The organism is Mammaliicoccus sp. P-M58 (genome assembly GCF_022386165.1).
Lineage (GTDB): Bacteria > Bacillota > Bacilli > Staphylococcales > Staphylococcaceae > Mammaliicoccus > Mammaliicoccus sciuri.
In genome coordinates this window covers 373,076-388,032 of sequence record NZ_JAJNJI010000001.1, presented here as the reverse complement: position 1 = coordinate 388,032, position 14,957 = coordinate 373,076, and the positions used below count along the sequence as shown (strand labels likewise).

16 protein-coding genes and 1 riboswitch are annotated in these 14,957 nt (G+C 32.3%); of the genes, 9 read left to right on the top strand and 7 right to left on the bottom strand.

What is annotated here, in order from left to right:
• Positions 1–2 precede the first annotated feature (2 nt).
• Both menE and menC read left to right on the top strand, forming a co-directional pair.
• A complete protein-coding gene (menE, locus tag LQ694_RS01915; RefSeq protein WP_065381273.1) occupies positions 3–1,412 on the top strand; it encodes an o-succinylbenzoate--CoA ligase in 1,410 nt (469 codons plus the stop codon).
• Complete coding sequence (gene menC, locus LQ694_RS01910) at positions 1,399–2,397, top strand: o-succinylbenzoate synthase (protein ID WP_065381272.1); 999 nt, start codon at positions 1,399–1,401, stop codon at positions 2,395–2,397. Before menE ends, menC begins: the two co-directional genes overlap by 14 nt.
• Before the next feature lie 46 nt (positions 2,398–2,443).
• Here menC and yidD read toward each other — a convergent pair whose 3' ends face one another.
• Entirely contained in the window at positions 2,444–2,668 is a 225-nt protein-coding gene (gene yidD, locus LQ694_RS01905; protein WP_025905546.1) for a membrane protein insertion efficiency factor YidD, read from the bottom strand.
• A gap of 10 nt (positions 2,669–2,678) precedes the next feature.
• Positions 2,679–3,464 (bottom strand): hypothetical protein, encoded by a 786-nt coding sequence (locus LQ694_RS01900; protein ID WP_058611960.1) that lies wholly within the window; start codon positions 3,462–3,464, stop codon positions 2,679–2,681.
• Between the two features lie 66 nt (positions 3,465–3,530).
• Between LQ694_RS01900 and ytkD the strand changes: the two genes are divergently transcribed.
• A complete protein-coding gene (gene ytkD / locus LQ694_RS01895; RefSeq protein WP_058611961.1) occupies positions 3,531–3,995 on the top strand; it encodes an RNA deprotection pyrophosphohydrolase in 465 nt (154 codons plus the stop codon).
• Entirely contained in the window at positions 3,979–4,755 is a 777-nt protein-coding gene (locus LQ694_RS01890; protein ID WP_176698806.1) for an alpha/beta hydrolase family protein, read from the top strand. The genes ytkD and LQ694_RS01890 overlap by 17 nt, the downstream gene beginning before the upstream one ends.
• Positions 4,756–4,776: 21 nt before the next feature.
• Here LQ694_RS01890 and pckA read toward each other — a convergent pair whose 3' ends face one another.
• Complete coding sequence (gene pckA / locus LQ694_RS01885) at positions 4,777–6,378, bottom strand: phosphoenolpyruvate carboxykinase (ATP) (protein WP_231493090.1); 1,602 nt, start codon at positions 6,376–6,378, stop codon at positions 4,777–4,779.
• 181 nt (positions 6,379–6,559) lie between these two features.
• Positions 6,560–6,671: riboswitch (SAM riboswitch) on the top strand.
• 103 nt (positions 6,672–6,774) lie between these two features.
• Between pckA and metK the strand changes: the two genes are divergently transcribed.
• The 4 genes from metK to LQ694_RS01865 all read left to right on the top strand — a co-directional run bounded on the left by metK (position 6,775) and on the right by LQ694_RS01865 (position 11,672).
• On the top strand, positions 6,775–7,968 hold the full coding sequence (gene metK / locus LQ694_RS01880; RefSeq protein WP_049318581.1) for a methionine adenosyltransferase: 1,194 nt from the start codon (positions 6,775–6,777) through the stop codon (positions 7,966–7,968).
• Between the two features lie 480 nt (positions 7,969–8,448).
• Entirely contained in the window at positions 8,449–9,360 is a 912-nt protein-coding gene (locus LQ694_RS01875; RefSeq protein ID WP_058611963.1) for a nuclease-related domain-containing protein, read from the top strand.
• Positions 9,361–9,418: 58 nt separating this feature from the next.
• Positions 9,419–10,801 (top strand): NAD-dependent succinate-semialdehyde dehydrogenase, encoded by a 1,383-nt coding sequence (locus tag LQ694_RS01870; protein ID WP_196968340.1) that lies wholly within the window; start codon positions 9,419–9,421, stop codon positions 10,799–10,801.
• Positions 10,802–10,829: 28 nt separating this feature from the next.
• On the top strand, positions 10,830–11,672 hold the full coding sequence (locus tag LQ694_RS01865; protein ID WP_196968339.1) for an aldo/keto reductase: 843 nt from the start codon (positions 10,830–10,832) through the stop codon (positions 11,670–11,672).
• 89 nt (positions 11,673–11,761) lie between these two features.
• Here LQ694_RS01865 and LQ694_RS01860 read toward each other — a convergent pair whose 3' ends face one another.
• Genes LQ694_RS01860 through LQ694_RS01845 form a run of 4 tightly spaced genes read right to left on the bottom strand, consistent with a single transcriptional unit; the run spans position 11,762 to position 13,712 of the window.
• The gene (locus tag LQ694_RS01860) at positions 11,762–12,109 is read right to left on the bottom strand and encodes a fluoride efflux transporter FluC (RefSeq protein ID WP_058591988.1); all 348 of its coding nucleotides are present in this window, start codon (positions 12,107–12,109) and stop codon (positions 11,762–11,764) included.
• The gene (gene crcB / locus LQ694_RS01855) at positions 12,106–12,471 is read right to left on the bottom strand and encodes a fluoride efflux transporter CrcB (protein ID WP_048539518.1); all 366 of its coding nucleotides are present in this window, start codon (positions 12,469–12,471) and stop codon (positions 12,106–12,108) included. The genes LQ694_RS01860 and crcB overlap by 4 nt, the downstream gene beginning before the upstream one ends.
• Positions 12,472–12,514: 43 nt before the next feature.
• Positions 12,515–12,817, bottom strand: coding sequence for a hypothetical protein (locus tag LQ694_RS01850; protein WP_058611967.1), 303 nt, complete (start codon positions 12,815–12,817; stop codon positions 12,515–12,517).
• 46 nt (positions 12,818–12,863) lie between these two features.
• Complete coding sequence (locus LQ694_RS01845; RefSeq protein ID WP_048539520.1) at positions 12,864–13,712, bottom strand: MBL fold metallo-hydrolase; 849 nt, start codon at positions 13,710–13,712, stop codon at positions 12,864–12,866.
• 198 nt (positions 13,713–13,910) lie between these two features.
• Between LQ694_RS01845 and LQ694_RS01840 the strand changes: the two genes are divergently transcribed.
• A complete protein-coding gene (locus tag LQ694_RS01840; RefSeq protein ID WP_239771794.1) occupies positions 13,911–14,621 on the top strand; it encodes a transaldolase in 711 nt (236 codons plus the stop codon).
• Positions 14,622–14,957 lie beyond the last annotated feature (336 nt).

The following is a 14,957-nucleotide window of genomic DNA, read 5'->3' as shown; positions in this document are numbered from 1 at the left end:
CGATGAAACATTGGATTGAACAACAGGTTTCTCATGCACCACATAAAATTGCAATTCAACAAGGTGATGTTGAATTAACTTATGAAGAGCTATTTAACGATTCTAAAAATAAAGCACATTACATTAAGCAACTACAATTGAAAAGAGTTGGACTATATATAAAGAATGATATTAAACATGCATCGCTTATCATTGCAGCATGGTTAGCAAATGTAGAAGTGGTAATGATTAATACGAAGCTAACACCAGTCGAAATTGAACAACAATTGAACAGTATTGGCGTTCAAACGGTCTTTACATTTAAACCTTTACATATCAAACAAAATTGTATCGATATCGAGGATATTCATATAGACGACAGTAAACATGAGGAATATGATTTTACGATTGATATGGATGATATTGCGACGATTATGTTTACTTCTGGTACAACTGGTCCTGCAAAAGCTGTACCACAAACTTTTTCAAATCATTACTTTAGTGCAATGGGGTGCAAAGAAAGTCTCGGCTATGATGAATCAACGAGATGGTTGTCCGTCTTACCGATATACCATATTTCAGGTTTAAGTGTGTTAATACGTAGTTTAATTGAAGGTTTTACTCTTATTTTAGAACCGAAATTTGATGTTGATCGCGTGATACAATTAATTAAAAATGATAACATCACACATATTTCATTAGTGCCTCAAACGTTACAATGGTTGATGCAAGATGAGTTAACACAACCATATCAATTAGAAAAAATATTATTAGGCGGTGCAAAGTTATCTGAAACGATGATTAATAAAGCGTTAGACTATCAATTACCGATATATAATTCGTTTGGTATGACTGAAACATGCTCTCAGTTTGTTACAGCAAGTCCAGAGATGTTACGTGAAGCATCAAGCACAGTAGGGAAAGTACCTTCAAATGTAAGACTCAAAATTTTAAATCAAAATGAAGAAGGACATGGGGAAGTCGCTATATCCGGTGGCAATGTGATGAATGGCTATTTAACAGGTAGTCAGAATTCAGATACATTTGAAGATGGTTATTTTAAAACAGGTGATGTTGGATCAATAGATGATTCCGGTTATGTATATATTTATGATAGAAGAAAAGATTTAATCATTAGTGGTGGAGAAAATATTTATCCATTTGAAATTGAACATGTTATATTAATTCATCCGGATGTTCAAAATTGTGTTGTTGTACCAGTTGATGATGAAAAGTGGGGTCAAGTACCTGCATTAGTGTATGAAGCGGAACAGACTATCCAAGATGATACATTTAAAAATATACTCAATAATAAATTAGCAAAGTATAAACACCCAAAATACTTTTATAAAATAAACGAAATTCCAAGAACTTCAACTGGTAAACTTTCAAGATATAAAGTAAAGGCGTGGGTCATGAATGAGAAAAAATAGTTTGCATTTCTATAGATTCAAAGCACCTTTCAGAGTACCGATACGAACACCTTTAATAGCATTAAATGAGCGAGAAGCATTAATTGTAGAATGGCAAGATATGAATGGGTCTACGTATTATGGTGAATGTAATGCGTTTAATAGTGACTGGTATCATTTCGAGACAATAGATAAAGTTGAAGAAACTTTAATAAAATGGTTTGAAAAACATGAATTTGTTGATTTTAATAGTTATCCATTATGTTGTGAATTAATAGACGAACTCATCGAATATCCGAATGCACGTAGCGTTATGTCTATGATATTCTTTCAGAAATTCCATGAGTTAAAGCCCATTGAAGTAGCATATGGTGCAACAATTAATCAAAATATTGAACACTATTTTAAGCAATATAATGGTGAATTACCAACGAGAATTAAATTAAAATGGCATGAAGAAGTTAATCGAGATATAGATTTTTTAACAGAACATTATCCACAAATACAAAGAGCGATTGATGCAAATGGTGTGTTAAATCATGAACATGTGTCTTTATTAAATACATTTAAAGATGAACAATTTATATATATTGAGCAGCCATTTTCTAAATATGAGGACTATTTTGAGCATATTAGTGCGCTTAAGTTACCAGTATTTATTGATGAAAGCGCTCTAAATTTAGAGCAAATTATTCAATTTAATCAGCATAATCTGATCGATGGTGTTGTGATTAAACCTTCACGTGTTGGAGGTATAGATAAAGCGCTTGAAATTATAGAATATTGTCGCGAACATCAACTTAAATATGTCATAGGTGGGATGTATGAATTTGGACTCAGTAGTTACTATACTGCATACTTAGCTCAACAAAGTTCATATCCGAGTGATGTAACGCCAAGTGATTATTACTTTACAGAAGATTTCGTTGTTAATAGTGCAAAGACTCAAGGTCATCAAATTAAATATTTCCCACCAATCGTTGATAAAGATAAATTAACAAAATAAAAGGCATATGTGCTAAATTTTTAGCGCATATGCCTTTAAATAAATATTATGAATCTTTTTTAGGTGGAACAGGATCGTATCCACCTGGATGAAATGGGTGGCATTTTAAGATACGTTTCGTACCTAACCAAGTTCCTTTTATGACCCCATATTCTGAAATAGCTTCAACAGCATAGTTAGAACATGTAGGTTGGAACCTGCATGTAGGTGGTGTCAATGGGGATATATATCGTTGATAAAGGCGTATTAATTTAATAAATACTTTTTTCATATCAATGCTCCTATTTATAATTGTTTTTCGTTAAGTTCTGGTATGGTTTAACATCAGTGGAATTGAATTTATAGAAATCTGTTGTCTGTTTCATATGGATGTTAATCGTTTCATTTTTAATTTTTCCAGTTGCTTTAATGTTAAAGGTTAACGTTTTTGGTAATGTTTTGTCTTTTTGGAATGTAAGTTTAAACTTACCACTTTGAATTTTTAAGTCATTAATATTGCTTAATGACGCTTGATCTGCCAGTGGTGATTGACTAAATCCTAGTTGATAGAGATACTCCATAACTTTTCCTGTACCTTCATATGAAAGAGTATTGTTTTCTAAAGTGACATCATCTTCAATAGGTTTTAGTAAACTTTGATTAAAAGTCGTTAAATCGAACCAATCTTGCCCAATTTTTTGATAATAATCGATCTCGGCATTTTTAGCATGATAATTTAAATACTTAGATTTAGGGGAGGATTTGATTTCGTTTGAATCAATCCAAACACTTTTATTATGCACTGGAAATTGTTTTGTATTACTTTCTTGCTCGACATTAAATGATAGTTTGTCATGGTGGTTTGTTCGGCCATGTGACAGTTGTTTAAGCGTTGTTTTTTTATCTTGAAAATCAACTGTTGTTTCGTTACTAGATTTAATCGAATGTGAATCTACTTTTTTAATGTTTTTTTGAAAAGCTTCGATAGCATCACTACTATCATCAAATTTATTTTGACCTTCTGGACTACAACTTGCTAGAATAAGAGTAATTGTTAATACTAAGGTCGTTAAGGTTAACTTTTTCAATATCTTCTACCTTCCTAATAATATGTATATACAGTTTATCATAATTGAAGAAAGAGGTCGTGTATCATGCGCTACAAAGATCCAAATGGATTGGATGTTGATTTAGCATATAAATGTCCAACAGATCAACAAAATGCGAAACATGTTCTAGGTATTCCGATTTTTAATAATGAATATGTGTTAACGCATCATAAGATAAGAGGTATTGAATTTCCTGGTGGGAAAGTTGAACCAAATGAAACGAATAAAGAAGCTGTTCAGCGTGAATTATATGAAGAAACGGGTGCGATCGCTAAAAATATAACGTTTATTGCTTCATATACTGTACATGATACAATACCATTTAATAAAGATGTGTATTTTATTGAAGTTGAATCTATGGATAGCAATAAAGCATATTTCGAAACTTATGGACCTGTTATCGCTAAAGAAATCAATAATATACCTGAAGAAGAGAAAAGTTTTCTTTTAAAAGATACAGCAATATTAAAGTGCGTTGAAAGGGTGTATAAACTTGGATTTCTACAGTAAGAAAAAAATGCCAGTTTTCTTTAATCATCATCTAACTGAAGAAGTGATATATGAAGTGGATGAATTGAAAGTCAGAGGCATGTTAATGACACCTAATGAACATGTTAATCGCATAGTTGTATATTTACGTGGTGGCAAAGGTCAAGTCGGAAGAGTGAGACCTGGGCGTATGGCACAGTTTAAAGATAAACATACACTTGTCTTTGCACCTTATTACAGAGGTAGTAACGGTAGTGAAGGTAGAGATGAATTTTGTGGTGATGACCTACATGATGTTATAGTAGGTATAGAAATATTAAAATCACATTATCCAAATGTTCCTGTTCATATGATTGGATTCTCTAGAGGAGGTATTCAAGGCTTACTTACGTATCAAAAAGTGAAAGCAACGAGTTATATTATATGGGGTGGCGTTTCAGATCTACTAATTATGTACGAAGAACGAATTGATCTAAGAGGGATGTTAAAAAGAATGGTCGGACATCCTAAGAAACAATTTGAAGCTTATGCACGTAGAAATGCATTGCAATCTATTCATAAAGACAGTCCACCGATATTAATCGTTCATGGTGATGAAGATAAGCAAGTCAATATTAATATGGCATATCATTTAGAAGAACATTTAAAGCAAGAAGCGGTTGATCATCAAACGATCTATTTAAATGGAGAAGGGCATGTTTTAAGACCAGAAATAGAAAAACAAACATTGTTACAAATTAAAGAATGGATGTATAAATGTGAAAAGAGCTTGGACCAATAAGGCCCAAGCTCTTTTAGTATTTTATAAGCGATTATACGTAAATCCGCCTTCTTCTTGAATATGTTCAGAAGACTCTCCGAATTTACTGAAGTTTTCTTTGAAGTTCTTAGCAAGTAATTTTGCTTTTTCGTCATATGCGTCAGAAGATACCCATGTATTACGAGGATATAATATTTCCGAAGGTACACCTGGTACATGTTTCGGGATATTAAGACCAAAGATATCATCTTGAACAAATTCTGAATTCTTAATTTCTCCACTAATTGCACGACGAATCATTGAACGTGTATGTTTCAAGTCCATTCTTGAACCAACGCCGTACTCGCCACCAGTCCAACCAGTGTTTACAAGATAAACGTCTACATTATGTTCATCGATTAATTTACCAAGTAATTCAGCGTATTCAGTCGCATGTAATGGTAAGAAAGGTGAACCGAAACATGTTGAAAATACTGGTTGAGGACTTGTTACGCCTCTTTCTGTACCTGCTAACTTAGAAGTGAAACCACTTAAGAAATGATACATAGCTTGAGATTTATCTAATTTAGAAATAGGTGGTAATACGCCAAATGCATCTGCAGTTAAGAAGATAATTGTATTTGGGTGACCAGCTATTGATGGTGTAATAATATTATCGATAAAATCAATTGGGTATGCAGCTCTTGTATTTTCAGTTAATGAAGTATCGTCATAATCAACTGATCCATTAGGATTTACGGTAACATTTTCTAGAACTGTTCCATAACGAATAGCATCGTAAATTTGTGGTTCTTTTTCACGACTAAGACTTACAGTTTTAGCGTAGCAACCACCTTCAATATTGAAGACACCATTTTCGTTCCAACCATGTTCATCGTCTCCGATTAATTTTCTATTAGGATCTGCAGATAACGTTGTTTTACCTGTACCAGATAGACCAAAGAATAAAGCTACATCTTTGTTATAACCTACGTTTGCTGAACAGTGCATACTCATAATACCTTTTTTAGGTAATAAATAGTTCATTACTGAGAATATACCTTTTTTCATTTCACCAGCGTATTCAGTACCGCCAATTAGTATGACACGGTGTTTGAACGAAGTTATAATGAATGTCTCAGAATTTGTACCGTCTTTTTCTGGATCAGCTTTAAATCCTGGTGCACTAATAACAGTGAAATTAGGGCTGATATTAAGTGCTTCTTCTTTAGTTTCTGGGCGGATAAACATGTTCTGTGCAAATAAATTATGCCAAGGCATTTCGTTAATCACGCGTAAATTTAATCGTGATGATTCATCTGCACCTGCATATCCATTAAAGACATAAAGTTGTGATTTTTGGTTTAAGTAGTCAATAACTTGATCATATAAATTTAAAAAGTTACTTTCTGAGATAGGTTGGTTGATTGTACCCCAATCAATATCTTGTTCAGTATCTTCCTCTTTAACGATAAATTTGTCTTTTGGAGAGCGACCTGTGTATTTACCAGTTTCCATTCTGATTGCGCCAGATTCTGTTAATACGCCTTCTCCTGCTTTTAGAATGTGATTATATAATTCAGTTCTAGAAAGTTGCTGTAGTGTAGTGTCCTTCTTTAAAAGGTTTGAAAGTTCGATTGATTCGGTAATTGACTGTATTGCCATAAATGACGACCCCCATGTCTAATATTAGTGTTGTAAGCATTTTCATGGAATTAGTATAACACATTAAAATATATAGTCTATACTAATGAGTAAATTTGTTATAAAAATTTTTAGAAATTTGAATGTGTTTCGTTCCATTGACATATTATGAAAACTTTAGTATTATCATTTCTGACGGATTCTCTTATCCTGAGTGGTGGAGGGACATGGACCCAATGAAACCCAGCAACCTCTTTCTAATGAAAGAAAGGTGCCAAACCGTTTGCAGACCAATATTGTCTGAACGATAAGAGCGAATGGACGAGTGTGCCTTCTCTCTATATCTTTATTGAGAGAAGGCACTTTTTATTTGCGCTGAGGAAGAGACCGTACAACTTTATTTAAAGGAGATTTTTTATGTCAAAGAATAGAAGACTCTTCACATCAGAATCAGTAACAGAAGGGCATCCAGATAAAATTGCGGACCAAATTTCCGATGCTATCCTGGATGAATTATTAAAAGGCGATCCTAAAGCAAGAGTCGCTTGTGAAACAACAGTAACAACTGGTATGGCTTTAATTGCAGGTGAAATTTCTACGTCAACATATGTAGATATCCCTAAAGTAGTTAGACAAACAGTAAAAGATATAGGATACACAAGAGCGAAGTACGGTTATGATTTCCAAACGATGGCGATTTTAACTGCTATTGATGAGCAATCACCAGATATCGCACAAGGTGTAGATTGCGCATTAGAAGATAGAGATGATTTATCAGATAGAGAAATAGAATCAATTGGTGCAGGTGACCAAGGTCTTATGTTTGGTTTTGCTACAAATGAAACTGAAACATACATGCCTTTACCAGGTTATTTAGCTCATCAACTTGCGAAGAAATTAACAGATGTACGTAAAGACGGTACTTTAGAATATTTACGTCCAGATGGTAAGACACAAGTAACAGTTGAATATGACGAAAATGATAAACCAGTAAGAGTAGATACAATCGTTATTTCTTCACAACATCATGAAAAAATTGAATTAGAAAAAATTCAACAAGATATCAAAGATCATGTTATCTATCCAATCGTACCTAAAGAATTATTAGATGAAGAAACTAAATTCTTTATTAATCCAACAGGTAGATTTGTAATTGGCGGACCACAAGGAGATGCTGGATTAACAGGTAGAAAAATCATTGTAGATACATACGGTGGTTATGCAAGACACGGCGGAGGATGTTTCAGTGGTAAAGATCCTACTAAAGTAGATAGATCAGGAGCATATGCTGCAAGATATGTCGCTAAGAATATAGTAGCAAGTGGATTAGCAGATAAATGTGAAGTCCAATTAGCATATGCAATTGGTGTAGCACAACCAGTATCTATTTCAATTGATACTTTTGGTACAGGTAAAGTAGAAGAAAATGTACTAGTAGAAAAAATAAGAGAAGTATTTGATTTAAGACCAGCAGGTATTATTCAAATGTTGAACTTAAGACAACCAATCTACAAAAAGACAGCAGCATACGGTCACTTCGGTAGAACAGATGTTCAATTACCATGGGAACAATTAGATAAAGTAGATTTATTAAAAGACTTATTAAAATAAACAATTAAGCTCTGTATAGAATCTTACGGGATTTATGCAGAGTTTTTATTTTGTTTTAGAAGGAAGTTGGGGTGTTATTAGCAGTTTTAGTTAGAAGTGCAAATACTGAGGTCGTTATGAGCAGATTTGGCTAGAAGTGCATATAAGGATACCGGTATTAATACTTCTAAGTAGTTTTGTAATTAAGGCGGTCCATAGTAACATTTCAGCTGACTTTTGTAATTAACGCCCCCGTTATGGCCAAGTTTGGCCTGAAGTGTTTACAACAACGCTCATAATTACAATTCATGCAAGTTTTGTAACAGCAATCCGCTGTATATTCATAAAATATTTACTATTAAAGTGTGGTTTAACTACTCAAATGTATGAAGTATAAGAAATTACGTTATATTATCAATATATTTCATGATATATACTGAATTTATTTGTAATTTTTACTATAATGGAATTAATACATATGAAAGGGAGCGATCTACAATTATGAGTCAATTAGAACCGATTCATTATGGATTAATCGCAGCGGTCGTCATTGCGATACTATTTATTATATTATTCTTTGTTTCATTAAAACAGAAACAAAAATCTTTGAATAAGATTCAAGAAGCTCATAAAAAAGAAAATGAGACGCTTAAATCTGAACATAAAGAAAAGTTAGATCATGAAAGAGTTGAAAATAAAAAGGTTCTAACGAAACAAGAAGAAACACATCAAGAAGCAATTTCACAAAAAGAAAGAGAAATTGACTCATTAAAGTTATTTTCTAAGAATGAAGGGGAATATATAACAGATAGACACTTGTTAGAGTTAAGAGACCAACTTGTAAATGAACGTCGTATCAGACCTGAAGACATGCATATTATGGCTAACATCTTCTTACCTAAAGATCCATTAGGTAAAGTTCGACAAATTGATCATTTAGTCTTAACAAGAACGGGTATATACGTAATTGACTCTAATTTAGTAAGTGGTCATATCTATCACGGTATTACTGATCAGCAGTTTAGTGATTTTCCAGTATTAGGACAAGTCTTTGAAACATTGGATTTAAACCCAAACAAAGAACAAACGTTATTACTTGAAAAACAACCAAATAATAAAACTGCAGCTTTTCATTCATATACTAATGAAGTTAAAGAAGTTGATAATACAACTGAAGAATTACAAAGACAGTTAGAACTTAAATATACACCGACACCAATTATATACTTCCATCCAAATGAAGTAAGTGAAGCAACTATCAGTAATTATTCACAAGACCCTAACATTAAAGTGTTAGTTGGTGAAAAACAACTTCAACACTTCTTTAATAAATTTGTATTTCATGGTAGATTCCAATATAGTGTGGAAGACCTTGAGAGAATTATGGATGAAATTGAAAAGTTTAACCCGTAATAACTAAGCGCTGCATATTATGTAGCGCTATTTTTATACTAAAAAGGTGGTTATAAGTATGGTAAAAGAAAATTTTGAAGTTAAAAATCCTGCAACTGGAGAAGTAATCGAAACGATTAAAAATAATACGGAAGAAGATATTAACAGCAAGATTGAACAAGCACATGATGCTTTTCAAACATACAAGAAGAAACCAGCTCATGAACGTAGTGCATTGTTATATAAATGGTATGAATTGATTCTCGAAAATAAAGAAGAAATTGCCTTAATTATGACAAAAGAAAGTGGGAAACCATTAAAAGAAGCTTTAGGCGAAGTTAAATATGCGACAGATTATATATTATGGTTTGCTGAAGAAGCGAAACGTACTTATGGAAGAACAATTCCAGAACATGTTGATAACAAACGACTTATCGTTACACGTGCACCTGTAGGCGTTGTAGCAAGTATAACACCTTGGAACTTCCCAGCAGCAATGATGACTAGAAAAGCAGCACCAGCATTAGCAGCAGGATGTACGTTTATATGTAAGCCAGCACAAGATACACCACTAACAACTATGAAATTAGTTGATCTTGCACATGAAGCAGGATTTGATCAAAGTGTTATTCAATATGTAAATGGTTCAGGTAAAGACGTCGGTGCCATTTTCACAAAACATCCTTTAATTTCAAAAATTACTTATACAGGTTCAACGCCTGTAGGTAAGCAATTAATGGAACAATCTAGTTCGACATTGAAGAAAGTAACACTTGAATTAGGCGGTCATGCACCATTAATTGTTCACGATGATGCAGATATAGATAAAGCAGTTCAAGGAACAATTGCTTCTAAATTCAGAAATGCAGGACAAACATGTGTATGTGCAAATAGAATTTACGTACATGAATCTATTAAAGACGTATTTGAAGATGCGCTTAGAGCAGAAGTTAGCAAATTAAAAGTAGGCAATGGACAAGATGAATCAACAGATATAGGTCCTGTTATTAACGTAGATGGTTTTGAAAAAATTAAATCTCATATTGAAGATGCAACTAGTAAAGGCGCACGTGTGATTACTGGAGGGGATAGCTATAAAGATGGTGGTTATTTTATTACACCAACTGTTCTATCTGACGTTTCAGACGATATGAAAATAATGGTAGAAGAAACATTCGGACCAGTAGCACCAATTCAAACTTATAAAGATTTAGATGAAGTTATAATAAAAGCAAACGATACACCATTTGGTTTGGCAGCATATTTCTTTACTGAAAACTATAGTAATGGTATAAAGTTGTATGAGAACTTAGATTATGGAGTAATTGGTTGGAACGATGGCGGACCAAGTGCTGCTCATATTCCATTCGGTGGTATGAAGGAAAGTGGATTTGGTAGAGAAGGTGGTTCAGAAGGTATTGAGCCATATTTAGAAACTAAAGTCGTTTCAATTTTAATTTAAGTATCGTCTAAAATTAGGAGGCAGTAAAATGACACAGAAAATAATTGAGTTTTACAACGGAAATTCTATACCAGCTTTAGGCTTAGGAACATTCAGAGTAGAAAATAATGATGAATGTAGAGAAGCGGTTAAACATGCTATTATAAGTGGTTATAGACATATAGATACTGCTCAAACTTATCACAACGAAGAAAAAGTCGGACAAGGTATCAAAGAAGGATTAGAAGCAACTGGATTAAATAGAGAAGATTTATTTATTACAACTAAACTTTGGATGACAGATTACGGTAGAGAGAATGTTCAATCAGCCTATGAAGCATCTTTAAAAAGATTAGGTTTAGATTATGTAGATTTATATTTAATCCATTGGCCAGGTCAAGATAAAGATCTTATCATTGAAACATGGAAATCTATGGAAAATTTATACAATGAAGGTAAAATTAAAAACATTGGTGTAAGTAACTTCCATGTACATCATTTAGAAGAATTATTACAAGAAGCTTCTATTAAACCAGTTATTAATCAAATAGAATGTCATCCATACTTAACTCAAAAAGAATTAAGAGCATATTTAGAAGCACAAAAAATTGTTGCACAATCATGGTCTCCTTTAATGAACGGACAAATACTGGAAGATGAAGTTGTAAAAGAAATTGCAAATGAGTTAGGTAAAACACCAGCTCAAGTTATTATAAGATGGAATATTGATGAAAAAATTGTTGTTATTCCTAAATCAGTAACACCATCAAGAATTGAAGAAAACTTAAACGTATTTGATTTTGAGTTATCAGAAGATCAACTTTCAAGATTAAATGCTTTAAATAAAGACGAAAGAATCGGACCAGACCCAGAAGTCTTTAGTGGTCAATAATTAACACAAAAGGACTGATAAGAAAATTTATTCTTATCAGTCCTTTTTCTTTTGTCTTAGTTATAAATGTACCTTTTACGTAAGTGATTTTATAAGTGATATCCTAAATAACATGCTCCAATTGATAGTATGACTGTAGATATTATATAAATAGTCATCATTTTATATGATTTTAATAAGTATCGTTCATAAATTTCTAAAAAGTGAGTAGAGAATGTTGTAAATCCACCGCAAAAGCCTATTGCGATAATTGCATATGAATAAGAATCGTCATTTAAATATTGAGCGGCAAATCCAATTATAAGGCTACCAATTACGTTGACTGTTAAAGTAGCGATTGGGAAGTGGTTTGTATACAGTTTAGTGAAGAATTCATTCACTAAATTTCTGCAAAGTGCACCTATACCTGAACTTATCATAATATATAATAACGTCATGCTTGGTCAGTTCCTTTCCTATAACCTATTGCAATAAATATGAAACCTAGAAGTAAACTAACGAGTAAATAAGTACCTGCAACTAATATATGTCCACGTTCTAGTAGCTCGACTGTTTCTAAGCTTAAAGATGAATAGGTTGTTAAAGCACCTAAGAAGCCTGTTGTTATTAATTTTTTAATATTTGGGTGTAAATTGAAATAGCTAATAAAATATGTAGAGAATATACCCATTAAAAGTGCTCCGATTACGTTAACAGTCAATGTGGAGAATGGGAAGGCGTCATTAGTGATCGTTAACGAAACTAAATATCTTAGCCCTCCACCTATAGCACCGCCTAAAAATATTGCTAAATATACCATTCAATAAACCTCCTCATTAAAAAAAGGAAACATTATGTTTCCCTTAAATTATTCCGAAAAATCTTATTATAACGACAATATGATATAAAATGACGATGAATAAAACGATTGGTAGTAGTTTATTAAATTTTGAAAGCGTTGTGTGTTTATCAGTTTGATATTTAATTGACTTATCAGTTGTAAAGACAGCAATTAACAATAAAATACCGTTTAATATACTACTTATTAGTACGAGTGAAACTAAAGATCCAAACATCGTTTCTAAAAGTGGATTTTGTGCACTTAAAAATAAACTAATAATAATAAGTATAGTTGATATATAAAAATAGCGTTTAGCTTTATCCATGATGCCCTCCAAAAATTCCGTATAATCGTTTATGTTATCACATAAATTATTTTATTGCATCTAATAATTCCATTACTTCTTCAAAGTCGTCCATTTTTTTACAATGACTAGGAATGATGAAAAGTGAGGTATTCGCATTTTCTTTTAAATCAATAAGCTTTAAATGGGTTTCAATGAAAAGTTCGCCGTTGTATGCTTTGCGCAACAATCTTTTAGTAGGAAGGTCATTCTTTTGAATATTTGAACGGCACCATGCGGCATCGCTACACATAAAAATCATTAAATTAGAGAATGTCATCATTAAGCCGAATTGACCTGGCATGGCTCCTGGCAAATCAAAACTAACTAATGCATCTTGATTAAAGACTTTATATCCTTTACCCAAAATAGGATGTTCAGTTTGTACAAAATCTTCTACAAATTCAATGCGTTCTTTAAAGTTATTTGGCATAACATGAAAGCTTAATTGAAGGTTGTTGTTGGAAACTTGTTGTGTAATAAAATCATGATAAGCTTCACTTGAGGTTATGATAGTTGCATTTTTAAATGCGTTTAAATAACCGAGATGATGGCTTGAAAAGTTTGTGATAATACAATAATCAATTTCATCTGGATGTATATGGTCTTTTAATAATTGGCTTGGTAAAGTTTCATACACTTTATAGTCTTGTCTGCGAAATAATTTTAAAGTTTTTAAATCAGTACTTGGTTTAACATGTTCTGAAAAGCCTGTGTTAATGAGTATTTTGAAATCGTTAATTTCTAAATAATAGGAAAAAATATAGTACCGCTCAACTCGGCTCGTAGGGCTATTATTGATGACTGCTTCGTCACCTAAAAATGATCCAGTCGTATAAAGTTTGAAATGCTTTATTGTTTCTATATTATCAGCCATCAAAATACACCACCTAAGCAATTATATTTATATTACTTAAAAAATATTATTTGATTATTATTAATTCTTATTATGCCATAAAGCACTTCAAAATACATTTAAAATAACTTGGATATTGTTGTTTTAATCAAATAGTTTAGTAAGCGATTGCAAATTATGGTACGATAAATGCACAACAAGTAGAAAGGAATGAAATTCATGAGTAATCTTAAAGTACAAGTTTTTGCTGATGGTGCGGACATTGAAGAAATGAAACAAGCCTATCAGAATAAAGAAGTTGATGGTTTTACAACAAATCCAAGTTTAATGAAAAAAGCAGGTGTAACGGATTATAAAACATTTGCTGAAGATGTGGTTAAAGCAATACCAGATGCTTCGATTTCATTTGAAGTATTTGCAGATGATATAGAAACAATGGCTAAAGAAGCAGAAATTTTAAAACAATATGGTGAAAACGTATTTGTCAAAATTCCTGTTGTAAATACACAAGGTGAATCAATGATTCCTTTAATAAAAAAATTATCAGAAAATGATGTTAAAGTTAATGTCACTGCTGTTTATACAATTGAACAAGTTAAAGAAATAGTAGAAGCAATTAAACCAGGTGTTGAAACATATGTTTCTGTATTCGCAGGTAGAATTGCTGATACAGGTGTATATCCACTACCGTTAATGAAAGAAGCAGAAAAAGTTTGTCATAGTAAAGAGGGCGTTAAATTATTATGGGCAAGTTGCCGTGAATTATTTAATGTTATTCAAGCAGACGAAATCGGCGTAGATATCATTACATGTCCTAAAGATGTGGTAGCAAAAGTACCAAATATCGGAAGAGATATTAATGAATTATCTGTTGATACAGTTCAAGGATTTGCTAAAGATATTAAAGCAAGCGGATTAAGCATTTTATAAGAATGAAGTTCATCAAACAGGCTGGGACATAATCTAATGTCTCAGTCTCTTTTAGTATCTTGGCAGTAGATGACTGAATTGAAATGCGCTTGTACCAAGCTTTTTCAACTCTAGTCATCCTTGCTGGGGCGGGACTACGAAATCTTTTTTTACAATTAGATTTCTGTCCCGCTTCCTTTTTAGTTTGCTAAGAAAAATGATTTTTAGGCGTTAGAAAAGTCGGGCGAAGTGTAAGTAAGGAGGTCTATAGTAACAAATATCATAAGAACATATATTGAAAATTTTTAGATGTATAAATACTATATTATAAGAGAATATGTATTTGAAATATAGGTA